Here is a 24,774-nt window from a genome sequence, read left to right as displayed (position 1 = left end):
TCAGCTCGCCGTCGCGATCCGCCGCGCTTCCTCGAGCCCCAGCTGGAGCGCGCCGATGATGCCCTCGCCGATCATCGGCGCGGCGATCGCGAGCAGCACCATGCCGGCGAGCAGGGCGGCCGGGAAGCCGACCGCGAACAGGTTGAGCTGCGGCGCCGTGCGGGAGAGCATGCCCATGACCAGCTGGACGAGGACGATGGCGAAGGCGACCGGCAGCGCGATCGACAGCCCGGCGGCGAACAGGACGCCGCCGAAGCGGACGAGTCCGCCGAGACTCTCGGCGGAGATCCACGCCTGGCCCGGCGGCAGTGCCTGGTAGCTTTCGACGACGGTCGCCGCGAGCGCGAGGTGGCCGCCGATCGAGAGGAACAGGAAGGTCCCCATGATGGAGAGGAACTGCGAAAGCGCCGGATTCTGCTGTCCGGTCGCCGGATCCACCATCGCGGCGAAGCCGAGGCCCATCGCATTGCCGATCAGCTCGCCGGCGACCAAAGCGGCGGAAAAGCCGATCTGGACCGCGAAGCCGATGGCGAGGCCGACCATCACCTCGCCGGCGACGAGGGCCACGCCTTCGAACGAGACGAGCCCTTCGGCGGGAAGCACGAAACTGGTCGCGCTGAGCGCGGGAATACCGAGCGCCAGGGCAAGGATGAAGCGGACCTGGAGGGGAACGAAGGCGGCGCCGAAGATCGGCGCGGCGACGAACATCGCGCCGGGCCGGATCATCGCGACCAGCCACAGCCAGAGCTGCGCCTCGACCCCGGCAAACCCGGTCGGGATCATCGCACCAGCTCTGGGATCCGCGCGAACACGTCCTGGGTGAAGTCGACGAGCAACATCAGGATCGCGGTGCCGAACAGGGCAAGGCAGATGCCGACGACGATCAGCTTGGGGACGAAGGTCAGGGTCGCCTCGTTGATCGAGGTCGCCGCCTGGACCATGCCGAGCAGGAGGCCCACCAACAAGGCGGGGATCAGGATCGGCGCGCTCGCCAGCGCGAGGATCCACAAGGCCTGCTGGGCCACCCCGATGAAGTAATCGGCGCTTTCCATCGCCCGCTCCCTAGCCGCCGCCGGCGAAGGAGGCGGCGAGCGACCCCATGGTCAGCGCCCACCCGTCGACCAGCACGAAGAGCAGCAGCTTGAAGGGCATCGACACGATGGTCGGCGACAGCATCATCATGCCGAGCGCCATCAAGGTCGACGATACCACCAGGTCGATGATGAGAAAGGGCAGGAAGATCAGGAAGCCGATCTGAAAGGCCGTCTTCAGCTCGCTGGTGACGAAGGCCGGCAGCAGGATCGAGAACGGGACGTCGCGCGGCGACGCGAAATTTCCGGCGCCGGCGAGTTCGGCGAACAGCCTGAGGTCGGTCTGGCGCGTCTGGCGGATCATGAAGCCGTGGAGCACGGTCCCCGAGCGGCTCACCGCTTCCTCGATCGAGATCGTGCCGTCGCCATAGGGCGTGTAGGCGACCTCGTTGATCTGATCGACCACCGGCCGCATCACGAACAGCGACAGGAACAGGGCGAGCCCGACCAGAACCTGGTTCGGCGGCGTGTTCTGAAGGCCGATCGCCTGGCGCAGGATCGACAGGACGATGATGATCCGGGTGAAGCTGGTCATCATCAGCAGGATCGACGGCAGCACCGTCAGCAGGCTCATCAGGATGAGGATCTGCAGCGAAAGCGACAGCGGCCGTCCGTCCCCGGCGATGGTGTTCACCGCGCGGTCGAGCGCCCCGGGTTGTCCGCCCGCGGACGGCGGCGTCTGGACGGCCTGGGCCAGAGCGGGGCTGGCGACCAGCAGCGCCGCGGCGGCAGCGCCGAGACCCGCGATCAGCCAGGCCTTGCGCGATTCAAGCATCGGTAGCCGCCTTCGAGCCGATCGCGGCTTCGGTGAGCAGCTGGATCTGGCCGCGCGAGACGGCGAGCAACAGTCTCTTCCCTTCGAATTCGACGACGGCGAGCCGGCCGGTCGCGCCGAGCGGCACCGCGTCGACGAGCGACACCAGCCGCTCGCGCTGGCCGAGCGCCATTCCGGGCTGGACCTTGCGCCACAGCCACAGCGCCAGCCAGGCCATTCCGGCGACCAGCGGCACCAGGACCAGCAGGCGCAGGATGTAGGCGGTCATCATTTGCGGCGCTCGATCCCGCCGAGGCCGTTGCCGGCCGCGACCACCTCGACGACGCGGATGCCGAAGCGGCCATTGACGGTGACCACCTCGCCCTTGGCGACCAGAGTGCCGTTGGCCATGATGTCGAGCAGCTCGTGGCTCTGCCGGTCGAGCTCGACGACGCTGCCTTCGGCAAGGTCCATGAGCTCGGACAGGCGCAGGGCCGTGCTGCCGACCTCGACCGACATCCGCACCGGGATGTCCGCGAGCAGGGCATAGTTGCGGCGGCTGAAGCCCTCGTCCTCGATCGCCTCGCCCTCCAATATCTCCTGGGCCTCCTTCACTGGACCATTCTCCTTTTCTCGATCTTCTCGATCTTCTCGATCTTGAGCGCTGCGCGGCCGTCATGCTCGCCGATCGTGCCGAGCGCGAACGGGCGGCCTTCCACCAGCAGCGGCACCTGGGCCGGCAGGCTGATCGGGATGACGTCTCCGGGGCGAAGCTGCATCAGCTCGGCCAGGGACAGTTCCGGCCGCGCCAGCACCGTCCGGGCGCGCACGCGCACCTGGCCGAGGGCGGCGGCGAGCCTCTCGCGCCATTCCTCGCCGCGTGCGCTGACGTCTTCGGGCGACGTCGCCATCAATTCGTGCTCGATCGAGCGAAGCGCCGACACCGGATAAACGATCTGGATCTCGGAGGGTGCGCCCTCGCCGATGCGGACGGCAAAGCGGGTCACCGCGACGCTTTCGTCGCCACGGACGAGATTGGCGAAACCGACGCTGGTCTCGCGCGAGCGCAGCTGCGGCCGCACCGCGATCACCTCCGCCCAGACCGATGCGAGCGCGCCGACCACGGCGTCCGCGAGGCGAGCGACCAGGCTCTCCTCGGTTCCGGTGAATTCATGCGAGACCGCGGTCGGAAGGGCGCCGCTGCCGCCGTAGAAGATGTCGACGAGCCGGCTGACGAATTCGGGCCGCACCGCCAGCAGGATCGTGCCCTTCATCGGCTTGAAGGCGTAGAGGCTGAGGCTGACGAATTCGGGCTGCTCGGCCTTCCAGTCGCCGTAGAGGCGAATGGTCGAGGGCTCGGCCGACAGGACCGGCTTGCCGCGCGCGAACGGCTCGAGCACGTCGCGCAGCCGGCGCGACATCCGCTCGTTCAGACGGTCGAGCGCCGGCAGCGCGTTCATCGGGCGGGCGGCGTCGCTGCCGAACGTGAAGGGACGCGGCGTCGCCGGCGTCCCTTCATCCTTGGCAGGATGATCGTGGAGCTCGCTCATGAGCGCCGCGATCTCGTCTCCTGATAGGGTCGGCTGTTCGATCATTGCGTGACGAAGCTCGTAAAGTAGACCTCGTCGATACCCCCGAACCCTTCCCGATTGGTTAACACGTTATTTATCGCGTTTCGTAACGCGATCTTCAGCGCCTGCTTGCCGCGCAGGGTGGTGATCTGGGCCGGATCCTGCTCCGCCAGCGTCATCAGGATCGCCGACCGGATCGCCATTTCATGGCGCTGGACATTGTCGATCACGCGCTGGTCGTAATAGGTCGACACGCCGATCCCGATCTGGACGAAGGCGTCTCCGGCCTGCAGGTTCGAGGTGAACACGTTCTCGAGCGGCAGATAGGTCGCCTGGAACAGGCGCGGATCGATCCGTCCGCGCGCCGCCTCGACGCGCGCGGCATCGACCGCATAGCTGCTCACGCCGTCGCGCGGCACCAGCTGCGGGACGTTGGGATCGGCGGCCGGGCCGGAATGGCGCATCATCCCGCCGGTCGCATAGAGGATGCCGCCGCCGGCACCGCCGGCGAGGACGATCAGGGCAAGCGACAGGATGAGGATCTTCTTCAGCCTCGACTTGGACTTTTTCGGTGGCGCGGTATCGCTCATCGTTCATTCCCTTCAGGCGTAGCGGTCCCCGGACGGCTTCCGGGGATCTGCCGTCTCGGCAGGATGGGAGTCTCGGCCGGCGGTCCGGATCGCCGGATCGCGCCGCTCAGGGTCGTGGCGACGGGGGTCGCCGGTCTGGCCGCCGCTGAGGTCGACATGGGTCTCGGCGATCCGCACCCCATGGGCGCGCGCCTCCGCCATCAGCCGGGGCTGCGCGTCGGCGATCAGGGCGCGGGCGGCTTCGCTCTCGGTGGTCAGGCGGATGCTGGCCCCCTGCTCGGTCTGGGTGAGCTCGACTTGGAGCCTGCCCAGCGTCTCGGGATTGAGCCGGAAGCGCAGCTTCCCATCGCTGCCCGATCCGGCAATGTCGCGTGCCAGCTGGTCGAGCCACTCGCCGTCGGCCGCGACGTCGAGCTGGCGCTCGATCGCCGCCTCGCCCGGAGCGGGCAGGTCCGCCGCCGGGGCCGGAGCCGTCGGCGAGAGCGGGGATGCCGGCTCCGCGACCGTCGCCGGGATGAAGACGGACGAGGTCGTCGCGTGGATCCGGCCGGGACCGGGCGTCTCGACCGGATCGGCGATAGCGGGACCGGCGGGCGTTTTCGCGTCCACCGCCGTGCTCGGCGGCGGCGCGTCCGAGGCTTCGGCGGCTCGGCGGCCGGCAAGCCTGCCCGCCGGGCCGGACGCGAGTTCCGGCCGAAGGACACCGACGACGACGTCCGGCCTAGGCTGGAAATCGGCGGGGGTTTCGCCCCGGGTGTCCGTGACCGGCGAGCCGGCATGGCCAGGACGAAGCGGTACCGCCTGCGGGTCGATGCCGATGCGGGATAGGGCCGAACCAGTGCCCTGGGCGGCGAGGATCGGCCTGTCGCCGGGGCCCGCGCGCGCCGTCTCGGTCGGCGGCGCGGCAGGCACCGGCATCGTGCCAGGGGCCTCCTCGGCGCTGGGCGCGGTGCCATCGGGCGCCGCCGCCGGCGCGGCCGGGGCAGCCGCTGGCGCTGTCGCCTTGACGATGCCGGCAAGGTCCTGGGGGTGAAGCTCGGCGACGTCGCTGCCGGGCGTCTCGCCGATCGGCCCCGCCGAGGCGGGGGCGGAGGTTGAGGCGCCGCCGGCGGCGGGTGGAGCCACCGTTGACGGAGATGCCGGCGGGGCCGGAACGGCAAGGCCGACCAGGCTCAGGATCGCGTCGGCCGGCGACAGGCTCTCCGCCTCGTCCGCGCCGCGTTCCGGCTCGGCCGCGTCGCCCTGGACGGGAAGGATCGTCGCTTCGCCCGCCTCGGAGGGCAGGGTCGACAGCAGACGGGCGAAGCCGGCGGCCGCACCTGCCTCCCCGGACCCGTCCCCGGGACCGGGGCTCATGATCGGGATCAGGCGCATATTGGGAACGCTTGCCATCACTGGTCACCTCCCTCGTGGGTGAATCGGGGCTTGCGCAGCGGCGCTCGGGCCAGCTGGCGCTCGGCCAGGGCCTCCGCGGCCGCTGCGGCCGCCTGTTGGAGTTTCTCGGCGCTTTCCTGGTCGCGCCGCTTGCCGATCCTCACCCGCTCCTTCTGAGCGGCTGCGGCGCGGGCATGATCGATGGTCTGGCCGAGACCCTGGCGAGCGGCCTCGAGACGCATGGCCAGCTCGCCGATGCGGGCGAGTCCGGAACCGTCGGTGGCCCCCGGCGCCGGCCGGAGCTCGTCGCGCATCTGGGTCAGCCGCCGCCGGCTCGTCTCGAGCTGCTGGACCTTGCCGGCGGCCTCGGCGGCCGCGCCGGCGGCCATGTCGTGCTGGAGCCGCCTCACCCTGAGGATCCGCGTCCGCTGCTGGAGGAGGCGGCTCATGGCGCCATCGTCCCGATCAGGGTCGCCACCGATTCCTCGAAGCCGATCCGCTCGCCCGGCGCCTGGCGCAGGAAGTCGAGCAGCTCCGGCCGCCGGACGATCGCCTCGTCGATCAGCGGATCGCTGCCGGGCGCATAGGCGCCCATAAGGATGAGATCGCGATTCTCCTCGAAGGCGGACCAGAGCCGCCGCAGCGCGGCGGCGGCGGCGCCATGTTCGGGCGTGACGATGTCGGCCATGACCCGGCTCAGCGACTTGCCGACGTCGATCGCCGGATAGACGCCCTGCTCCGCGAGGGTCCTTGAAAGGACGATATGGCCGTCGACGATCGCGCGCGCGGCGTCGACGATGGGATCGGAGGTGTCGTCGCCGTCGGCGAGAACGGTGTAGAGGGCAGTGATCGATCCGCCGGTGCGCGCATCGGCGCCAGCCCGTTCCACCAGCCGCGGGATCAGGCCTAGCGCGGAGGGCGGATAGCCCTTCACCGTCGGCGGCTCGCCGAGCGACAGGCCGATCTCGCGCTGGGCGTGGGCGACCCGGGTGAGGCTGTCGACGAGCAGCAGGACGTTGAGCCCGCGCGCCCGGAAATCCTCGGCGATCGCCGTCGCCCGCATCGCGGCGCGAAGGCGGAGCAACGGCGCATGATCGGCCGGCACCGCGACGACGACCGATTTCTGCCGTACCGCGGGCGGGAGCTTGGTGGCGAGAAAGTCGCTGACCTCGCGGCTGCGCTCGCCGATCAGGCCGACGACGATGACGTCGGCCTCGGCGCCGGCGATCACCTGGCCCATCAGCACCGATTTGCCGACGCCCGATCCGGCGATGATGGCGATGCGCTGGCCGATGCCGGCGGTGAGCAGCGAATTGACGGCGCGCACGCCGATGTCGAAGGGGCGGGTGACCCGGGCCGTGTCGAGCGGATTGCCGTGGCGGCCGGCCAGCGGCCATTTGTCGACCGCCGGCACCGGCCCGAGGCCGTCGAGCGGCTGGCCGAGGCCGTCGATGACGCGACCGAGCAGCCCCGGCCCGACCGCGGCCACGCCGCCGCCGGAATCGGGCACCACCCGGGCGCCGCTTTCGTGCGCCGCCTGGCCGTCCAGGGCCATGAGCAGGCTGCGAGTGCCGCGGAATCCGACCACCTCGGCACGCGAGACGTGACCGTCGGCGGCGATCACGCGCGCGCCGGAGCCGATCGGCCGGTCGAAGCCGACCGCCTCGAGCATCAGGCCGTCATAGGCGACCAGCCTGCCGACCTTGCGCGGCCGGGCGTCGCCGGCATGGACCGGCGCCAGCAGGTTGCGGGCCTGGTCGATCATCAGGCTCATCTCTGCGCCGCCATCTTGTCGAGCTCGGCGCGGAGCCGCTCGAGGCGGACCACGGGGCCGTCCTCGATCCAGCCGTGGCCGGTCTCCAGGATCAGGGTGCCGCGGGGCAGGTCGGGATCGCCGGCGAGCTCGACCGGAAGCCCGGCCGGGGCCAGCAGCGCCATGTCGTCGGGGTGGACGATCAGCTTGGAAGGTTCGACATGCTCGCCGATCAGCTCCGCGGCCGCCCGCGCCCGGGCGAGCAGGCGGGCGCCGTCGATCTCGACTTCGCCGACGATCTCCCGCACCAGCCGGTCCACCGTCTCGGCGAGCAGCAGCGCCAGGGCGTTGGTCGGCTCCGGCCTCAGCACCTCGAGCGACTCGGCCAGCCGCGCCAGCGCCTGGCGCTCGTTCGCCATCTCGGCTTCCGCCGACTGCCGGGCCTCCTCATAGCCGCGGGCATAGGCCTCCGCTTCCGCACGCAGCCGCTCCTGCTCCACGCTGAGCGGCTGCGGCCCCCCGTCATTGTCGGGCTCGGCCGAAGCGAACGGATGGAAGATGGGGTCCGTCCGCCGGACGACGAAGCTGCCGAGGCTGGCGGCGAGCCGGGCCCGTTCCTCGCGGAGCACGTTAGACATAGTCTTCGCGGCTCCCGCCCAGGATGATCGTGCCGGCATCGGCGAGGCGCCGCGCGATCGCGAGCACCTCCTTCTGTGCGTCCTGGACTTCGACGAGGCGCATCGGGCCGCGCTCCTCCATCTCGTCGCGAATGGTGTCGGCGGCGCGGGACGACATGCAACCGAGCATCTTGTCGCGCAGCTTCTCGTCGGCGCCCTTGAGCGCCACCACCATGACGTCGTTCTCGATGTTGCGCAGCAGGATGCCCAAATTCTTCTCGTCGAGGGCGTTGAGATCGTCGAAGACGAACATCTCGTCCTCGATCTGCTGGGCGAGCTGGCGGTCGATCTTGCCGAGCGAGCGGATGATCCGCTGGTCGATGCCCGGCTTGGTGTTGGTCATGATCTTCGCGGCCTCGCTGGCGCCGCCGCGCGGGGGCGAGCCCGGCGATACGGCGACGCGCGACACCTCGCCGACGAGGATGCGCTCCAGCTCCTGCAGCGCCTCGGCGGTCACCGTCTCCAGCCTGGCGACGCGGTAGATGACGTCGGGTTGCATCTCCGTCGGCAGCATTTGCAGCACGTCGGCGGCGATCGGGGCGTCGAGATGGGCGAGGACCAGAGCGGCGATCTGCGGATGCTCGCTGCCGACGAGCGCGGCGATCGTCTTGGCGTCCATCCAGCGCAGCGCGTCGAGCGCGCGGCTGCGCGTCGGCGGCGTGATCCGGGCGAGCATCGCCTCCGCCCGGTCGGCGCCCAGCGCATGCTCCATCACCGCACGGATGCGCGGGGTCGCGCCGAAGCCGATGGTCGTGCGCGCCCGCGCCCGGGTCATGAAGGCGTCGAACACCTCGCGCACCTCGCTCTCGGTGACGTCGGCGACGTTGAACATCGCGCTGCCGAGATGCTGGACCTCGTGCGGGTCGAGATGACTCAGTATCTCGGCCGCCTCCTCGTCGCCGAGCATCATCAGCAGGATGGCGGCGGTCTCGCTGCCGCCCAGCCGGGGCGTCTCGACCGGTTCCGCCACGGCCGCTGTCGGTTCGAGATCATCCATGACGGGCGGCTCCATTCTCGGTGTCTGCGCGGATCAGGTCGCGCACGACGAGGGCGGCGCGGGCAGGATCCTGCCGGACGAAGTTGCGGATGAGGGTGGCGCGGGCCTCGTAGTCGGACGCCGCCTCGATCATGTCGAGCGTGACCCGGGCGACCGGATCGTCCTTCGCCTCCTCGGCGATGACCGCGGCGATCTCGCCGCCCATATTGGCGCGGGCCGCCTTGGCGGAGCGGGCGCGCTCGGCCAGCGCCGCCGATCCCTTTCGCAGCAGCGGCCGGCCGATCCCGAAGATCAGGAGAGCGGCAAGCGCGAGCGCGGTGAGGTTGCGGGCCACCAGGGCGACCCAGCTCGCCTCCCACCAGCTCGCCTCCGCAGCCGGATCAGCGACCGCGGCGAACTCGCGGGCGGTCAGGGCGACGACATCGCCGCGGTCCTGGTCGAAGCCGACGGCGCCCTTGACCAGCCGCTCCAGCGCCTGGATCTCCTGGGCGGAGCGGGCGCTGCCGTCGACGTTGCGCAGCGCGACGGCGACGGTGAGGCGGCGGACGGTGCCGGGCTGCCGCCGGGTGACCGAGACCTCGCGGCCCAGCGCGAAGCTGCGATTGTAGCTCTCGTTGCGGCGGCCCGCCGACTGCGCCTCGGTGGCGGGCGCGCCCGGCACCGGAGGCGTCAGCGCCTGGTCCGGCTCGGCGGCGACCTCGGCCGCCGGCGGCGCCTGGTTGGAAAGCGCCCCGGGAATGCCGCCGGCCGGCGGATCTACGCTGCCGTCGGTGACCAGCTCGCCTTCCTCGCGCTGGAGGGCGCGGGCGCCCTCGGGAAATTCCTCGCGGGTCGACTGGACTTCGGAGAAATCGACGTCGGCATGGACCTCGGCGGTGAAATTGCCCTCGCCCAGCACCGGCGTCAGCAGCGCCGAGATCGATCGGCGATAGCTGTCCTCGATCGCGGTCTGGACGGCGATCTGCCGCTCGGAGGCGGCGGTGGCGCCGGTGGCGCCTTCGCGCGACAGCAGGCGTCCGGCCTGGTCGACCACCGAAACGCCGTCCGGGGCCAGGCCCGGCACCGACGAGGCGACGAGATGGACGATCGCCTGGACCTGCGATTCGCCGAGCGTCCGGCCGGGCGTCAGGGTGAGCATGACCGAGGCGGCCGGGCTGGACCGCTCGCGGATGAAGACGCTCGGCTGCTCGACGGCGAGGTGGATCCGCGCCGACTCGACGCTCTCCAGCGCCTCGATGGTGCGGGCGAGGTCCATCTCGCGGGCGCTGCGGATCCGCTCGCCCTCGACCGCCCGGCTCGATCCGAGCGGCAGGTTCTGGATGACCTCGGCGCCGTCCGGGCCGCTGCGGGGCAGGCCGCGCGAGGCGAGCAGCATCCGCGCCTGGTGGTAATCGTCTTCCGACACGGTGATCGCGCCGGTGGTGCGGTCGAGCTCGTGCGCCATCCCGGCGGTGCGAAGCGCATCGACCACGGCCGCCTTCTCCTCGTCCGGCAGGCCGGAGAAGAGCGTGCGGCTGGGCGGCGCGCTGAACGTCATCCACAGGATGACGGCAAGGCCGAGCAGGGCGATGAGCCCGATCGCCGGGAGGCTCTTGGCGACCGCCGGCTGGGCCGCGAAGCTGCGGGCCTGCTGGACGAGCCGGCCGACGGCGCCGGTCGGCTCCGCGCGGCGGACCGCGGGGCGCATCGTGGCGGGGGCGAGATCTGTGGTGGCTGCGAGTTCGCTCATTTTACACCGGCATGTTCATGATGTCGCGATAGGCGGACAGGAGCTTGTTCCTGACCTGCAGCGTCGCCTCGAACCCGATCGACGCCTGCTGGCGGGCCAGCATCACCGCGGCGATGTCCGTCGTCTCGCCGCGCTCATAGGCTTCGGTCGCGGCGGAGGACTGGGACTGCATCTCGTTGACCTGGGCGACGGCGCTGCGCAGTGCGTCGCCGAAGCCGTCGGTCGCGCCACCGCGCTCGGTGCCGCCGGCGGCGGCGCCTCCCCCGATCCCGGCGGCGCGCTGGAGCGCGCTGTTCTGCTCGAGGATGGCGCTCCTCATCGCCATCAGCCGGCTTGCATCGATCGACATGGTGGTTGCTCCTAGGCGGCCGCGGCGCGCATCTCGGCGAGCCGGTAGCGCAGGGTGCGCTCGCTGATGCCGAGGCGCTCGGCGGCGCGGACGCGGTGGCCGCCGGCGGCGGCGAGCGCGTCACGAATGAGGTGGGCTTCGGCGATCCGGGAAGCCTCGCCGAGCGAGCGCGGCGCGAAGGCCGGCCCCGCGGCGGCGGGCAGCGGGTCGATGACGATCTCGTCGGCCTCGATGCGGTCGCCGGCGCGCAGCAGCAGCGCGCGCTGGATGACATTGTCGAGCTCGCGGCAATTGCCGGGCCAGACATGGTCCATCAGCCGCTGGAGGGCCGCGGCGGTCGGGAACGGCACCGGCGCGCCGGCGGGCACGTGGCGCAGCAGGAAGGCGGCGGCGATGGCGCGGATATCCTGGCGGCGGGCGCCGAGCGGCTGCAGCTGCACCGGCACGACGTTGAGGCGCCAATAGAGGTCGGCCCGGAAGCGTCCGGCCGCGACCTCGGCGGCGAGGTCGCGATTGGCGCAGGCGACGACGCGCACGTCGACCGCCTCCGGCCTGACTGCGCCGACCGGGAGCACTTCCTTCTCCTGGAGCGCGCGCAGCAGCTTGGCCTGGAGCGGCAGGGGAATCTCGGAAATCTCGTCGAGCAGCAGCGTGCCGCCGTCGGCGGCGCGAAAAAGCCCCTCGCCTTCCTGGGCGGCGCCGGTGAAGCTGCCCTTGCGATGGCCGAACAGGATCGCCTCGAGCATGGTATCGGGAAGGGCCGCGCAATTGACCGCGACATAGGGTCCGGCGGCACGCGGCGAGCAGGCGTGGATGTAGCGCGCCATCCCTTCCTTGCCGGTGCCGGTGTCGCCGAGCACGAGTATGCTGGCATCGCTGGCGGCGATGCGGGCGGCGAAATCGAGCACCGCCGCGCTCTCCGGCTCGCCGCAGGCGGGGCGGGTCTCGGGGCGGACGAGCGCGGCGATCAAGGCGTGGCCGAATGCCATGTCCTCGAAGCCGAAGCCGATGCGGGCGGGAGCGTGGTCCATGGGCGCGACCAGGCTGGGCGTGACCGCGCCATAATCGACGACGACGTCGCCGGGCGCGGCATGATCGGCCTCGGCCGCGGCGTAGACGGCGCGCCCGGCCGGACGGGCGCCGCCGGCGTCGAAGATCCTGCACCGCAGCCCGGCGCCGTTCAGCCATCCTGCCAGAGCCGGATTTGCCGCTGCTGCCTTTCTGCTCAAGCCGATCATCAAGCCTCCCCCAGGAACATGGTCGAAGGGGCCCGCGGGAACCCCGGCAGGGATTAAGCAAGCGCCATGCCAGATTCATTCGACGCTTCGTTTTGCCTGGGGCCGCGCCCTCTCTACGCGCGCGCGTAGAGGCGCTGACGGAGAAATCGGCTTCGGCGCGTCAAAAAACCGACGCTGCGGAAAGAGGATTAAAGGCCTTCGCCGGCCGGCCGTTACTGCAATCGTGGCAGGGCTGGGACTTCCCGGCGGCCCGGATTGAGCGGGAAAGGAACCCAAGATGACTGTTATCAACACCAATACCGCTGCGCTGCGCGCGCAGAATGGCAGCCGGCTCGCCAACCAGAGCCTGCAGACGGCCATGGAGCGCCTGTCCACCGGCAAGCGCATCAACACCGCCAAGGACGACGCCGCCGGCCTCGCCATCGCGAGCAAGATGACGTCGCAGATCCGCGGCATGAACCAGGCGATCCGCAACTCGAACGACGGCATCTCCTACGCCCAGACCGCGGAAGGCGCGCTCGGCGAGGTCACCAACATGCTGCAGCGCATCCGCGAGCTGGCCGTGCAGAGCTCGTCGGGCACCTATTCGGACGCCGACCGTACCAACCTCAATGCGGAAGTCACCGAGCTCAAGGCGCAGATCACCAACATCCTCGCCACCACCGAGTTCAACGGCAGCCGCATCTTCAACTCGAACGCCTCGGGCGCCACCTACACGGCGGCTTCCGGCGCCGTCGCGATCCAGACCGGCGTCAATTCGGGCGACACCGTCTCGGTGAGCTTCTCGGCTCTGTCCGACCTCGCCTCCGGCACCGCGGTCGACTCGTCGACCAACGCCAGCACGGCGATCGGCAACGTCGACACCGCGCTGACCAACGTCGCGACGACCCGCGCCAAGCTCGGCGCCGCGCAGAGCCGGCTCGAATCGACGGTCAACAACCTGTCGAACAACGTCACCAACCTGTCCGACGCCCGTTCGCGGATCGAGGACACGGACTTCTCGGCCGAGACGACCAATCTCGCCAAGGCCCAGATCCTGAGCCAGGCCTCGACGGCGATGCTCGCCCAGGCCAATCAGAGCGCTCAAGGCGTGCTCAGCCTGCTCCGCTAAGCCCGGTACGCAGGTTGAACGATCCCGGCGCGGAGCGATCCGCGCCGGGATTTTTCGTGCCGTCTCCTGAAGACGTGCGGGGCCGGACCACCCGTCGTTCGACGAAGCGGCGTCGAAATGGGCTCGGCTCGGCGATGGCAGCCCGCTAGGAAGCGGCACGATGAAAGGCGCTCTCCTCGACCAGGTCGCCCCGCTGCTCCACGAAGCGGCCGAGCGCGCGATCCTGCCGCGCTTCCGCCAGCTCGCGCGCCACGAGATCGAGGAAAAGTCTCCCGGCGAGCTGGTGACGGTCGCCGACCGCGAGGCGGAGGCGATCATCGCCGAGCGGCTGGAACGCCTTCTGCCCGGGTCGCGCGCCATCGGCGAGGAAGCCTGCGCCGCCGATCCGAGCCTCCTCGATTCGCTCGCGCATGGCACGGTCTGGCTGATCGATCCGCTCGACGGCACCGCCAATTTCGCGGCCGGAGAATCCGCATTCGCGGTCATGGTCGCGCTGCTCCGCGACGGCACCGTCGAGGCGGGGTGGATGTTCCAGCCGGTGACCGGGCGCCTGGCGCGCGCCGAGCTCGGCTCAGGGGCCTGGCTCGACGGGCGGCGCATCGAAGGAACCGAGGCACTCCCGGAGAGGCTGCGCGGCTCGATGGGCCGGTTCATGCCGGATTCGCTCCGGCTGGCGGTGAGCGCGCGGCTGACGGCCGGCGCCACGCTGCTGCCGGGGCTGATGTCCGCGGGCGTGGAATATCCGGCGATCGGCGCCGGCGAACGCGACTTCGCCTTCTATTGGCGGACGCTCGCCTGGGACCATGCCGCCGGGGCCCTGTTCCTGAACGAGGCCGGCGGGCGCGCCGCTCGGCTGGACGGATCCGCCTTCGTTCCGACAAGCGATGCGAACGGCATCCTGGTCGCCCGCACCCCCGCGATCTGGGACGCGGCGCGGGCGCTCATTGGCGACATCTAGAGCCTGTCCTGCTCAGGTGGCCAGGACACACACTCTCGCTAGGCGGCGGCGGCGACCGCGCTCGTCTTGGCGAGCCGGTCGAAGGCCTGCAGCCGCTCGAGCAGCGCCGGCATGTCGCCCAGCCTGACCATGTTCGGGCCGTCGCTCGGCGCCCGGTCGGGATCCTCGTGGGTCTCGATGAAGAGGCCGGCGACGCCGATCGCCAAAGCGGCGCGGGCGAGCACGGGCACATATTCGCGCTGTCCTCCGGACCGGTCGCCCTGCCCGCCGGGCTGCTGCACCGAATGGGTGGCGTCGAAGATGACCGGCCAGCCCGCCTCGGCGAGGATGGGCAAGGCCCGCATGTCGTTGACGAGGGTGTTGTAGCCGAAGCTGGTCCCGCGCTCGCAGAGCATCACCCTCTCGCAGCCCGCGGAGGCCAGCTTGGCGGCGACGTTGCGCATGTCCCAGGGCGCCAGGAACTGGCCCTTCTTGACGTTGACCGCGCGGCCCGTCCGGGCGGCGGCGACGAGCAGGTCGGTCTGGCGGCACAGGAAGGCCGGGATCTGGAGCACGTCGACCGCCTCCGCCACCGGCGCGCATTGCGCCGCGTCGTGGACGTCGGTGATGACCGGGCAGCCGAAGCGGTCGCGTATCTCGGCGAAGACCGGCAGCGCCTGATCCAGGCCGATCCCGCGCGGCGCCTCGGCCGACGTGCGATTGGCCTTGTCGAACGAGCTCTTGTAGATGAGCCCGATGCCGAGCGGGCGGCACATCGCGTCGAGCGCCTCCGCCGTCTCGAGCGCATGATCGCGGCTCTCCATCGCGCAGGGTCCGGCAATGAGGACGAAGGGCCGGTCGTTGCCGACCTCGAGCCCGCCGATCGTGATGGTCCTGGATCGGCTCATCAGAAAGCTCCGCATTCGGCGAGGATGGCCTGCACCGGCGTGCCGCGGGCGGCGAGCATCCGGATGCGGCCCTCGTTCGCCAGCACCGCCCAGGCCCGTTCCTCCACCGCCGGCCAGAGTCGGCGCGGAATGACGACGACGCCGTCATCGTCGGCGAACACCATGTCGCCGTTGGCGACGGCGATGCCGCCCATGTCCACGGGCATGTTCATCGCCGCGAGGGTCCCTTCATATTTGATGTCCCGGCACCAGCCGCCATGGGCGTAGACCGGCAGGCCGAGCGCCCGCACGTCGCCGGTATCGCGGGTGAAGCCGTCGACGACCACGCCGTGGGCGCCCGCTCGAAGCGCGAGATTGCCGTTGAGGTCCCCGAAATAGGCGCGGCCGGGAACGTCGGTGGCGACCATGATCACGTCGCCGGGGCGCACGAAGGCGTAGGAATCGAGCGCCCGGTAGATGCCCTTCCACGCCTCCGCGTCCGGCCCGTCCCGATCCACCGCCCTCAGCTGGAGCGTCTTCGCCCGCCCCAGGAACTTGCCGGGGCTCGTCGGACGGAAGATCGGCGGCAGCACCGTCTCGAGGCCGAGGTCGGCCGAGATGTCGGAAAGGACCGGCGAGGAGAGATGCGCTTGAAGCGCGCGCAGCCGCAGATTGGCCTCGGCGCGGTGGCCCGCGCAGACCGCCTCGGCGAGAACGAGATCGGTCGGCGTGTTGACGTCGATCTGCTCCACCGGATCGAGATCGAACAGGATCGGACGCTCGCCGAAGCGTCGGGCCGGGGCCGGCGCGCCTGCCCCGCCGCGAACCGCATAGAGGCTCATCGCCTCGATCACCTGCGCCGGAAGATCGACGCTGTTCGGGATGCGGCCGCCGCCATAGGCCGGTACCTTCCCGTCCCAGAGATATTGCTTGGCACGGCTGACGGCGACCAGGCTGTCCGGCTCCGGGTCGTCGAGCAGCCGGCCGATGGCGCGGCCGACCGTGTCCGCGGTGACGAAGGGGGCGGTGCACAGGCATTGGAGATAGATGTCGGCCGGCGGCACGGCGCCGCACTCATAGGCGAAGAGCTCGTGGCCGTCGGTCGCATTGCTCGCCAGCGCGTCCGGCCGGCGCAGCCGCGTCACCGGCAGGTCGGCCGCCAGCGCCGCGATCGCGTCGGAATCGGTATCGAGCACGACCTCGTCGATCAGGGGGCAGTCGAGCAGCTGGCGCAGCTTGCGCTTGAACAGATGCTCGCCGTCCAGGATCTGCAGGTTTTTGTCGGGAACGCGCTCGCTGCTGCCCTTGGCCGGCACGAACGCCACCACCCGCGATTTACCCGCTCCGGAGCTCATTGCACGACGTCCCAGCTGCTCAGCAGCCCGAGCAGGATGCCGTTCCCGTCGACGACGGGCAGGACGTCGAAGCGCCGGTCCGCCTCCTTGAGGAGCAGAAGGGTATCGGCGACGGTGAGATCGGGACCGACGACGCGCGGATTGGCCTGCATGATCTCGCCGGCCGTGGTCGCGTAGAAGTCGCCCTTGCGCTGCGCCAGGCGCCGTATGTCGCCGTCGACGATGAGGCCGAGGAGCTTCCCTTCCCAGTCGATCACGCAGGCGGCGCCGACGCGGCGGGCGGAGATCACGCCGGTCACGTCGGCGACCGAGGCATGGGGCAGCACCGTGGGAAGATCGTCGCCCTTGCGCATCAGGTGCCTGATCCGGATCATCTGCCGGCCGAGGAGACCGGCCGGATGCTGGCGGAGGAAGTCCTCGCGGGCGAAGCCGCGGGCGCGGCTGGCGGCGACGGCAAGGCCGTCGCCGATCGCCATCTGCAGGATGGTGCTGGCGGTCGGTGCCATGCCGATATGGTCGGCCTCGCGCTCGATCTCGCTCGGCACGAGATGGTCGACCGCGGCGGCGATCGGCGAATCGGGCCGCCCGACGATCCCGATGAGCCGGCATTGCCTGGACTTCAGCACCGGCAGGATCCGTACGATCTCCTCGGTCGTGCCGCTGTTCGAGAAGATGATGACGAGATTGCCGGTCTGGACGGCGCCGAGATCGCCATGGGCCGCCTCAGCCGCGTTCAGAAAGAAGGCCGGGGTGCCGAGGCTGGAGAACGTCGCCGCCACCTTCGCGGCGACCAGTCCGGACTTGCCGATGCCGAGGCAGACGAGCGGCCGGTCCTGCCCGGCAATCTCGGCAACGAGGGAGTCGATCCCGGAGACCTCGCCGGCAAGGAAGCGGCCGATCGCCGCGCGCTCGGATTCGAGCACCTCCCTGAACCAGCCGGCGAGCGCGCCGGCAGGCAGTTCGGGCATCGGTCCCGGATCGGCGAGGGCGAGGGAAGCGGCGCGGGTCACTGGAAAAGCTCCGGATAGGTCTGAGCATATCTTAGGAGAGAAGCGTGCCACCGGCGGGGATCGACCGGCTTTTCGACCCGCTCGAAGAGCGACCCGGCGTCCAGGTCCGCGTCCGCCGGATCGATCACGCTGTTGGCGGCGTGGAAGGCGAACCAGGCTTGCGCCCCGCTCGCGGATGGCGTCGGTGCCGATCCGGACCGCAGCCCGACGGTGAAGGCGGCCAGGTCGGTGCCGGCGTTGAGCCAGGCGCCGGAGGCGTGATCGGACAGGCGAAGGATCGGCTTGCCGAGGAAGCCGCCGATGGTGATCGCCTTCGAATTGCCGACGACGAGGCCGTCGCACGCGGCAACCAGGTCGAGCGTCGCCTGCTTGGGCTCCCCCTCCCCCTCGATCAGGCGCACGGCCCCGCCGCGGCGGGCGATCGTCTCGTGAAGGGCGGAACGGTCGCAATAGAGGCGGTTGAGAGGGTGGTCGGTCACGGCCAGCACGGCATTCGCGTCGAGCGAGTCCGCGAGCTCGGCGACCAGGGCCGCATTGTCGGCGTGGCTGCGGTGAATGCCGAAGAAATTCTCCTCATGCTCATATTCGAGCGGCAGGGCGAGGACGAGACGATCGGCGGGCAGGCCGAGGCGATGCAACCGGCTTGCCCGGTCTTCCTGTCCGAACAGCTGGCGGGTGCGGTGCCATGCCGGCTCGATCGCACGAACCAGCGCCGTTTCGGCTTCGGCGCCGATCGGCGGCATCGCGCCATGGTCGAAGGGCTGCTCGCGCAGGACGATCCATTCGTCGCGCGATGGGAAGGGCGGGAAGGCGCCTTCCATCAGGTAGCGCACGGTGCCCGGAAATCGGCGCGGGCTCTCGACGTCGGCGCTGCGGCAGAAGGTGATGTCGGCGTCGATCTCGGCGACCAGATCGAACAAGGCGTCGAAGCCGGCGGCGCAGGTGCGCAGCCGCTCATGGCCTTCGCCGTCGAGGATATGCCAGGCGATGCGGTCGCTGCCGTCCACGCCGAGCAGCTGGTCCGGCCCGATGCCGGTGCCCTGCCAGAGCGGCGGCACCATGACGTGCACCTCCGCCTCGCGCGCCACCCGCTCGATCAGGCGCGCCACGATATGGTCGAACCACCAGGGAGTGACCACGGGCAGATAGAACAAGATTCTCATCATTCTCCTCGCGGGCGACCTGGGTGGCCCGACGTCGAAAGTTGCGGCGTGGTTAACCCTATTCGGCGGGAATGGTTAACAAAGCTCTTCGCGACCACCCCGTGCGCCTCCTGATCAGGCCGCCTGCCGGAGCGCCGGCCGTGCCTCCCGTCGGACCACCGGCCGGAAGACCAGGCTGAGCAGCATCGGCTCGCGGATCAGCCCGGCGGGCGGCGGGACGAGCAGGAGCGCATCCTCGCGGCAGCGGTAGAAACCGGGCGACAGCTCCTCCATTCCCTCGCAGACGATCTGCGCCTCGATCGGGGGTGTCAGCGCCGCCTCGATCGGGTCGTGCAGCGCGTTGACGCCGTGAAAGGCGGCCTCCTCCAGCTGCAGCCATTCCGCGACGGCGCCGATCAGGACACCCACGGCGAAACGGCCGGCGCCGACCGGCACCGTCGCCTGGAAATAGCCGTCATGGGTCGAATGCGCCTCGATCGGCAGCATCGTCTGGCTCGTGGCATCGGCGATGAATGCTTCCAGCCGGATCTCGTCGGCATGGAAATCGGTCGGGCGGAGATCGAGCTGGTAGCGCGACGCCGCGAACATGGCGATCAGATGCGGCAGGCCGTGCGCCTGGAGCTCTCCGGGCAGATACATCCGGTTCGACTGGTTGACGTAGAACAGGCCGCGGCGGCGAAGGCCGGTGGCGGCCAGATCGGGATCGACCAGCTTGACCAGGTCGTCGGAACCGAGATTGACGTCATGGTCGAAGGCCTTCAGCACCTCGACCTCGCCGGCCGTCGGCATGAACAGGAAGCGGGCGAGGACCGCCGCCGCCATCGTCCGCCGGCAGTCCGGATCGTCCGATGCGGCCGGCCGGACGACGGCATCGCCGGCATGACCGGCGAATTCGATGCAGGCCCGCTGGACCCGGTCGCGCACCGCATTCTGGAGGCCCTTCTGGCCGGCTTCCTTGCGCAGGGCCGATCCGTCCGGCGAATAATCGACGACCGAAGCCATGGCCGCGGTGCACAATTGCTCGACGACGGCGATCGGCATGCACAAGGCATGGACCGCCGCGAGATCGTAATGGCGGTCGTCGATCAGGCCTTTCTTGTCGAAGCCCCATTGCTCGGGGTCGCGCAGCAGCAGGTAGCGGCCCGCGACGGTGAGGCCGAAGCGCTCGCGCAGCACCGGCTCGATCAGATTTTGGACGGTGCCGGCATAGCCGAGGTCGACGAACATGACGGCGTCGCCCTCCTCGACCCCCGCCCGGCGCAGATGGCTCATCACCTTGTCGGCGAACGCCGCCGAGCGCTGGACGATCATGCCCAGCATCTTCGGCTCGAGCACCGCCCGATTGAACCGCTCCTGCGCCTCGAAGCCGACCTGGCCGCGGCACAGCCGCATCCCCTCGGTCGCATTGAGGCCGAGCTGCTTGGTGAGGACGTCGGTGCGGCCGTGGCGGCCTTCGTCGGCGAGATAGCGGCGGACGGCGTCGGCGTCGGTGAAGCTCGCCCGCCGGGCGGTGAACCGGCTGAGCTCGATCGGCTCGGCATTGTCGTCGCCGAACAGCGCCCGATGGACCTCCAGCGGCAGATGGCCGTCGCGCATCAGGAAGAGCAGCTTGACCGGCCGGCCGAGCTTCGCCGCCATCTCTCGCCGCTCCGCTTCCACCCAGGCGGCGAAGGCGTGCATGACCGGGCCGAGCACGTCATGACCCAGCGCACGGACCGGATCCGCTTCGCCGTGCAGCGACAGCACGGCGCGGTGGGGCGCGTAAGCGGGTGCGCGGTTACGGATGCTCGGGTCGATCATCGCCGCGGCCGAGGCCTCGAAGCGCAGCCGGCGGGCGCAGTCCTCGTCGAACTGCCGCAGATGGGCGGTGGCGATGCCGAGCTGCGTCGGCGCCGCCTGGTCCGCGACCGGATTGTCGCCGATGTGGAAGACCAGCTCCGGCGCCGCCTTCAGCGCCTTGAGCACGGGCCTGAACAGGCCTTCGCTCTTGCCGATGCCGTGCTCGCAGGAAACGAAGATGCGGTCGATCAGCGCCGCCACCGCCTCGCCGGCCGCCGCGGCGATCAGGTCGCGCAGCTGCCCTTCCGAGAGATAGGTGTCGGAGACGATGATCACCTCGAGGCCGCGCGCCTTCGCCGCCTCGATCAAGGCCACGGTCGGCGTGAAGCCGTAGCAATGACGCGCCTCGGCCGCGATCTCGGCGGCGACCGCCGCGGCGATCTCGTCTTCGCCCGCCTCCGGCATCAGGCTTCGATAGATGGCGTCGATGCCGATCTCGCCTTTGCCCTTCGCGAAGAAGGCGCGCTGGCGCGCCCGCGCCTCGGCCTTGGCGCGCGGCCAGATGCCGCCGCCCCTTATGCCCAGATCCGCGAACACGTCGCGCGGGGCCACCGTGTTGCGCCACAGCAGGGTGTCGAAGCAATCCAGGGAGAGATAGCGTATGCCCGGCGGAGCATGGTCGAGCAGCGACGGAAGGTCCGCCGCGGCGACCGACAGCCTGAGCGCCTCGGCGCGCGTCTTGGACGGCTTCGTCTGACGCAATTTGGTCATGTCCATTCCTCCAGGGACTTGCGGACCTTTTCCAGGGCCGCCTTCTTGATCTGGCAGACGCGGGCCGCACCGACGCCGAGCGTCTGGCCGATCTCGTCGAGGTTCATCTCCTCGACGAAGTAGAGCTGCAGCACCATCGCCTCGCGTTCGGGAAGCCCGCCGATCGCCTGCACGATCGCCGCCTTGAGCCCCTCGCGCTCGAGCGCCTCGTCGGCCCGCTCCTCGACGTCGGCGAACCACATCGAATGTTCGGAATAGACCTCGTCGATCGATTCGTGGTGGATCGCCTGGCTGTCGTCGACGAGCTTGCGATACTCGGCCGCGTCGAGGCCCATCTGCTCGGCCATCTCGGCCTCGCTCGGCTCGCGGCCGAGCTGGCCCTCGAGACGGTGGCGCACGCCGGCGAGCTCGCGCCGCCGGGCCATGGCAGACCGGCAGATCGCCGCATGGCGCCTCAGATGATCGATCATCGCGCCGCGGATCCGCAAGGTCGCATAGGTCGAGAAAGCGTGGCCGCGATCCTCGAAGCCGTTGGCGGCCTCGATCAGCGCGACCATGCCGGTCTGGACGAGGTCCTCGATCTCGATTGCCGAGGCGACCCGGCCGTGCACGTGCCAGGCGATCTTGCGGACCAGCGGAAGATGCGCACTGATCAGCGCCTCCGGCCCGGGCCTGGGCTGGCGCGAATAGGTGGTGAGGCCTGCGCCGGGGTCAATGAGCGCCATGCAGCGCCTCCATGCCGAAGAAGCGGTGGCCGCCCGCGATCGGGGCAAGCTCGGTCTGCACGATGCGCTCGGCAAGGCGGCGGAAGGCACGGCTGGCGCGGGCGCTGGGATAGGCCTCGACGCAGCAGCGCTTGCGCAGCACCGCGTCGCGCAGGTGCCGGTCCTCCGGGATCGCGCCGAGATAATCGAGCTCGACGGCGAGGAACTTGCCGATGACAGCGGCGAAGCGCTCGTACAAGGCGCGGCCGGATTCGTCGTCCGTCACCATGTTGGCGACGACGCTGACCTCGGCGCAGCCATGCTTCACGGTCAGGGCCTTCACCAGCGCATAGGCGTCCATGAAGGCGGTCGGCTCGCCCGACAGGACGAGCAGGATCCGGTCGGACGCGGCGACGATGCCGAGCGTCTCGAGCGAGATGCCGCTGCCGGTGTCGACGACGACATAGTCGAGGCTGTCGGCATAGGGTCGGAAGGCTCCGGCCAGCCATTGCCGGTCGCGCTCGCCGAGGGTCGATCCGATGCCGGTGCCGCTATGCCCGGGGGCGAGCAGGATGCCGCCGGGGCCGCGCTGAAGGATGTCCTCCAGCGCGCAGTGGCGGCCGAGCACGTCGCCCAGCGTCCAGTTGCCGTTGATGCCGAGCAGGATATTGGCGTTGGCGAGCCCCATGTCGCAGTCGACCAGCATCGCCTGCCGGCCCACGCCCGCAAGGGCGACGGCGAGATTGACGCTGACATTGCTCTTGCCGACGCCGCCCTTGCCGCTGGCCACCGCGATCACCCGGGCATTTCGAACTGGTCTGGAATTCACGCGGCAACCTCCGAGGCAAGCATGGGCTGATGGGTCTCGCCGCCGACGACGGCGACGACCTCGACGGCCTTGCCGTCGGGAATCTCGAGGAAGGACAGGACCGGCACGTCGGGCATGTGCGGCGCCAGCAGCCGCGCCAGCGCCCGCCGGGCGACCGGCGAGGTCACCACCGCGAAGCGGCGGCCCTGGTTGAGCAGCGGCCCGGCAATCTCGCCGACCGCCTGGACGATGCGCTGGGCAAGCCCGGGCTCGATCGGGTGCACCGCCTCGCGGCCGGTGCGCACCGCCTGGTTGAGCAGGCTTTCGAGCCCGGCATCGAGCGTCACAACCGAAAGCGGCATCTTCACCGGCACCAGGGTCTGGACGATGAGGGCGCCGATCCGCTGGCGCACCGCCTCGATGAGCTGCACCGGGTCGTTCTCGTCGCGCGCGGCGTCGGCCATCGCCTCGGCGATGCGGCGGAAGTCCTTGAGCGGCACGCCTTCGGCGAGCAGCGCCCGGCACAGGGCTGCGATCGAGGCCAGCGCCAGCGGCTGCGGCGTCAGGTTGGCGACCAGCTGCGGCGCATTCTCCTTGAGCGCGTCGAGCAGCTTCTGGGTCTCGTCCATGCCGAACAGCTCGGCCGCGGCGGTCTGGACGATCTGGTTGAGATGGGTGGCGACCACGGTCGCCGGATCGACGACGGTATAGCCGGCGACGACCGCTTCGGCCCGCTTCGCCGGCGCGATCCAGACCGCGTCGAGACCGAAGGTCGGGTCCTTGACCTGGCGTCCGTCGATCCGGTCGACGAGATCGCCGGAATCGAGCGCGAGCAGGTCCTCGGGCCAGACCTCGTCCTCGCCGACGACGACGCCGCCGACGCTGATCCGGTAGCTGTTCGGCGCCAGCGACATGTCGTCGCGCACCCGGACCAGGGGAATGACGAAGCCGAGCTCGCGCGAGAGCTGGCGGCGGATGCCGGTGATCCGGGCCATGAGCGGCGCGCCCTTGCGCTCGTCGACGAGGCCGATCAGGCCGTAGCCCAGCTCGAGCCCGAGAGCGGCGTCGTCGCTGACCTCGTCCCAGCCGATGGCGCTCGGCGACGGCTCCGGCTCGGGCTCGGCCGCCTCGGCGGCACTCGACTTTTCCGACTTGCGCATCTTCCAGGCCGCGAAGCCGGCCAGGGCCGCCGCGGGCAGGATGATCATGTGCGGCATGCCGGGCAGCAGGCCGAGCACGAGCAGGATCCCGGCGACCGGGGTCCAGGCGCGGGCCGAGCCGATCTGGCTGGTGATCTGCCCGGACAGGTCGGTGGGCGAATTGACCCGGGTGACGATCGCCGCCGCAGCGATCGAGAGCAGAAGGGCGGGCACCTGGGCGACCAGCGCGTCGCCGATGGCGAGCAGGACATAGGCGGAGGCGGCCTCGCCGATGCCCATGCCGTGGCTCAAGGTGCCGAGGATGAGGCCGCCAAGGATGTTGACGACAAGGATCAGCACGCCGGCGATGGCGTCGCCCTTCACGAACTTGGAGGCGCCGTCCATCGAGCCGTAGAAGTCGGCCTCGGTGGCGACTTCCTGGCGGCGCAGCTTGGCTTCCTCCGGCGTGAGCAGGCCGGCATTGAGGTCGGCGTCGATCGCCATCTGCTTGCCGGGCATCGCATCGAGGGTGAAGCGCGCCGAGACTTCGGAGACGCGGCCGGCGCCCTTGGTGATGACGATCAGGTTGATGATCATCAGGATCGCGAACACGAACAGGCCGACGGCATAGTCGCCGCCGATCAGGAAGCTTCCGAACGCCTCGATGACGTGGCCGGCGGCGTCCGAGCCCTCATGGCCGCTGACCAGCACGACGCGGGTCGAGGCGACGTTGAGCGCGAGCCTCAGCAAGGTGGCGAACAGGAGCACCGTCGGGAAGGACGAGAAATCGAGCGGGCGCGCGACGTTCAGCGCCACCATCAGCACCGCCAGGCTGATCATGATGTTGGTGATGAAGCCGATGTCGAGCAGCAGCGCCGGCACCGGCACCACCATCAGCATGACGAGCAGCAAGGTGGCGATGGGCAGCACGGCGCCCTTGGCCGAGCTGATCCAGACGGTGCGGTTGAGGGCGATCTGGCTCATCGG

25 protein-coding genes are annotated in these 24,774 nt (G+C 70.3%); 2 read left to right on the top strand and 23 right to left on the bottom strand.

Annotated features, from left to right (window positions below; all coding sequences use genetic code 11):
* The 15 genes from fliR to DDE10_RS18035 are packed head-to-tail and all read right to left on the bottom strand — an operon-like array spanning position 1 to position 12,123.
* Positions 1-783, bottom strand: a complete 783-nt coding sequence (gene fliR, locus DDE10_RS18105) for a flagellar biosynthetic protein FliR (RefSeq protein ID WP_114954198.1) — start codon at positions 781-783, stop codon at positions 1-3.
* Positions 780-1,052 carry a flagellar biosynthetic protein FliQ gene (locus tag DDE10_RS18100; protein WP_114954197.1) on the bottom strand — a complete coding sequence of 91 codons (273 nt, stop codon included), beginning with the start codon at positions 1,050-1,052 and terminating at the stop codon, positions 780-782. The genes fliR and DDE10_RS18100 overlap by 4 nt, the downstream gene beginning before the upstream one ends.
* Positions 1,053-1,062: 10 nt before the next feature.
* Positions 1,063-1,866, bottom strand: a complete 804-nt coding sequence (gene fliP / locus DDE10_RS18095; protein WP_114954196.1) for a flagellar type III secretion system pore protein FliP — start codon at positions 1,864-1,866, stop codon at positions 1,063-1,065.
* Entirely contained in the window at positions 1,859-2,137 is a 279-nt protein-coding gene (locus DDE10_RS18090; protein WP_114954195.1) for a flagellar biosynthetic protein FliO, read from the bottom strand. Before DDE10_RS18090 ends, fliP begins: the two co-directional genes overlap by 8 nt.
* The gene (fliN, locus tag DDE10_RS18085) at positions 2,134-2,460 is read right to left on the bottom strand and encodes a flagellar motor switch protein FliN (RefSeq protein WP_432653743.1); all 327 of its coding nucleotides are present in this window, start codon (positions 2,458-2,460) and stop codon (positions 2,134-2,136) included. The genes DDE10_RS18090 and fliN overlap by 4 nt, the downstream gene beginning before the upstream one ends.
* Positions 2,457-3,440 (bottom strand): flagellar motor switch protein FliM, encoded by a 984-nt coding sequence (gene fliM / locus DDE10_RS18080; protein WP_114954194.1) that lies wholly within the window; start codon positions 3,438-3,440, stop codon positions 2,457-2,459. Before fliM ends, fliN begins: the two co-directional genes overlap by 4 nt.
* Positions 3,437-4,006 carry a flagellar basal body-associated FliL family protein gene (locus DDE10_RS18075; RefSeq protein WP_114954193.1) on the bottom strand — a complete coding sequence of 190 codons (570 nt, stop codon included), beginning with the start codon at positions 4,004-4,006 and terminating at the stop codon, positions 3,437-3,439. The genes fliM and DDE10_RS18075 overlap by 4 nt, the downstream gene beginning before the upstream one ends.
* Positions 4,007-4,018: 12 nt before the next feature.
* Positions 4,019-5,398 carry a flagellar hook-length control protein FliK gene (locus DDE10_RS18070; protein WP_114954192.1) on the bottom strand — a complete coding sequence of 460 codons (1,380 nt, stop codon included), beginning with the start codon at positions 5,396-5,398 and terminating at the stop codon, positions 4,019-4,021.
* The gene (locus tag DDE10_RS18065) at positions 5,398-5,829 is read right to left on the bottom strand and encodes a hypothetical protein (protein ID WP_114954191.1); all 432 of its coding nucleotides are present in this window, start codon (positions 5,827-5,829) and stop codon (positions 5,398-5,400) included. The genes DDE10_RS18070 and DDE10_RS18065 overlap by 1 nt, the downstream gene beginning before the upstream one ends.
* On the bottom strand, positions 5,826-7,145 hold the full coding sequence (locus DDE10_RS18060) for a FliI/YscN family ATPase (protein WP_284734760.1): 1,320 nt from the start codon (positions 7,143-7,145) through the stop codon (positions 5,826-5,828). Before DDE10_RS18060 ends, DDE10_RS18065 begins: the two co-directional genes overlap by 4 nt.
* Positions 7,146-7,150: 5 nt before the next feature.
* The gene (locus DDE10_RS18055; protein ID WP_162806713.1) at positions 7,151-7,771 is read right to left on the bottom strand and encodes a FliH/SctL family protein; all 621 of its coding nucleotides are present in this window, start codon (positions 7,769-7,771) and stop codon (positions 7,151-7,153) included.
* Positions 7,764-8,807, bottom strand: a complete 1,044-nt coding sequence (gene fliG, locus DDE10_RS18050; RefSeq protein WP_114954188.1) for a flagellar motor switch protein FliG — start codon at positions 8,805-8,807, stop codon at positions 7,764-7,766. The genes DDE10_RS18055 and fliG overlap by 8 nt, the downstream gene beginning before the upstream one ends.
* Positions 8,800-10,536, bottom strand: a complete 1,737-nt coding sequence (fliF, locus tag DDE10_RS18045; protein ID WP_114954187.1) for a flagellar basal-body MS-ring/collar protein FliF — start codon at positions 10,534-10,536, stop codon at positions 8,800-8,802. The genes fliG and fliF overlap by 8 nt, the downstream gene beginning before the upstream one ends.
* Before the next feature lies 1 nt (position 10,537).
* Complete coding sequence (fliE, locus tag DDE10_RS18040; protein ID WP_284734755.1) at positions 10,538-10,885, bottom strand: flagellar hook-basal body complex protein FliE; 348 nt, start codon at positions 10,883-10,885, stop codon at positions 10,538-10,540.
* An 11-nt stretch (positions 10,886-10,896) separates the two neighbouring features.
* Positions 10,897-12,123 carry a sigma-54 interaction domain-containing protein gene (locus DDE10_RS18035; protein WP_114954186.1) on the bottom strand — a complete coding sequence of 409 codons (1,227 nt, stop codon included), beginning with the start codon at positions 12,121-12,123 and terminating at the stop codon, positions 10,897-10,899.
* Positions 12,124-12,400: 277 nt separating this feature from the next.
* Between DDE10_RS18035 and DDE10_RS18030 the strand changes: the two genes are divergently transcribed.
* Both DDE10_RS18030 and DDE10_RS18025 read left to right on the top strand, forming a co-directional pair.
* Positions 12,401-13,234, top strand: coding sequence for a flagellin N-terminal helical domain-containing protein (locus DDE10_RS18030; RefSeq protein WP_114954185.1), 834 nt, complete (start codon positions 12,401-12,403; stop codon positions 13,232-13,234).
* 160 nt (positions 13,235-13,394) lie between these two features.
* Complete coding sequence (locus tag DDE10_RS18025) at positions 13,395-14,192, top strand: inositol monophosphatase family protein (RefSeq protein ID WP_114954184.1); 798 nt, start codon at positions 13,395-13,397, stop codon at positions 14,190-14,192.
* 38 nt (positions 14,193-14,230) lie between these two features.
* On the opposite strand, the gene kdsA is transcribed toward DDE10_RS18025, so the two are convergent.
* The 8 genes from kdsA to flhA all read right to left on the bottom strand — a co-directional run bounded on the left by kdsA (position 14,231) and on the right by flhA (position 24,771).
* Positions 14,231-15,079: a 3-deoxy-8-phosphooctulonate synthase gene (gene kdsA, locus DDE10_RS18020; protein WP_114954183.1), complete on the bottom strand. Its 849-nt coding sequence runs from the start codon at positions 15,077-15,079 to the stop codon at positions 14,231-14,233.
* Positions 15,079-16,413, bottom strand: a complete 1,335-nt coding sequence (locus DDE10_RS18015) for an RraA family protein (RefSeq protein ID WP_114954182.1) — start codon at positions 16,411-16,413, stop codon at positions 15,079-15,081. The genes kdsA and DDE10_RS18015 overlap by 1 nt, the downstream gene beginning before the upstream one ends.
* Positions 16,410-17,423 (bottom strand): KpsF/GutQ family sugar-phosphate isomerase, encoded by a 1,014-nt coding sequence (locus DDE10_RS18010; RefSeq protein ID WP_284734754.1) that lies wholly within the window; start codon positions 17,421-17,423, stop codon positions 16,410-16,412. Before DDE10_RS18010 ends, DDE10_RS18015 begins: the two co-directional genes overlap by 4 nt.
* Positions 17,420-18,586 (bottom strand): hypothetical protein, encoded by a 1,167-nt coding sequence (locus DDE10_RS18005; RefSeq protein ID WP_162806712.1) that lies wholly within the window; start codon positions 18,584-18,586, stop codon positions 17,420-17,422. The genes DDE10_RS18010 and DDE10_RS18005 overlap by 4 nt, the downstream gene beginning before the upstream one ends.
* A 114-nt stretch (positions 18,587-18,700) precedes the next feature.
* Positions 18,701-21,136 carry a hydrolase gene (locus tag DDE10_RS18000; RefSeq protein ID WP_114954180.1) on the bottom strand — a complete coding sequence of 812 codons (2,436 nt, stop codon included), beginning with the start codon at positions 21,134-21,136 and terminating at the stop codon, positions 18,701-18,703.
* A complete protein-coding gene (locus DDE10_RS17995) occupies positions 21,133-21,861 on the bottom strand; it encodes a sigma-70 family RNA polymerase sigma factor (protein WP_114954179.1) in 729 nt (242 codons plus the stop codon). Before DDE10_RS17995 ends, DDE10_RS18000 begins: the two co-directional genes overlap by 4 nt.
* Positions 21,848-22,669, bottom strand: a complete 822-nt coding sequence (locus DDE10_RS17990; RefSeq protein ID WP_114954178.1) for a MinD/ParA family protein — start codon at positions 22,667-22,669, stop codon at positions 21,848-21,850. Before DDE10_RS17990 ends, DDE10_RS17995 begins: the two co-directional genes overlap by 14 nt.
* Entirely contained in the window at positions 22,666-24,771 is a 2,106-nt protein-coding gene (flhA, locus tag DDE10_RS17985; protein WP_114954177.1) for a flagellar biosynthesis protein FlhA, read from the bottom strand. Before flhA ends, DDE10_RS17990 begins: the two co-directional genes overlap by 4 nt.
* Between the last annotated feature and the right edge of the window lie 3 nt (positions 24,772-24,774).

Origin of the sequence: Sphingosinicella terrae (assembly GCF_003347635.1) — a bacterium.
Taxonomy (GTDB): Bacteria; Pseudomonadota; Alphaproteobacteria; order Sphingomonadales; family Sphingomonadaceae; genus Allosphingosinicella; species Allosphingosinicella terrae.
The sequence above is the reverse complement of the archived record's forward strand: the minus strand, read 5'-3'. Positions and strand labels throughout refer to the sequence as shown.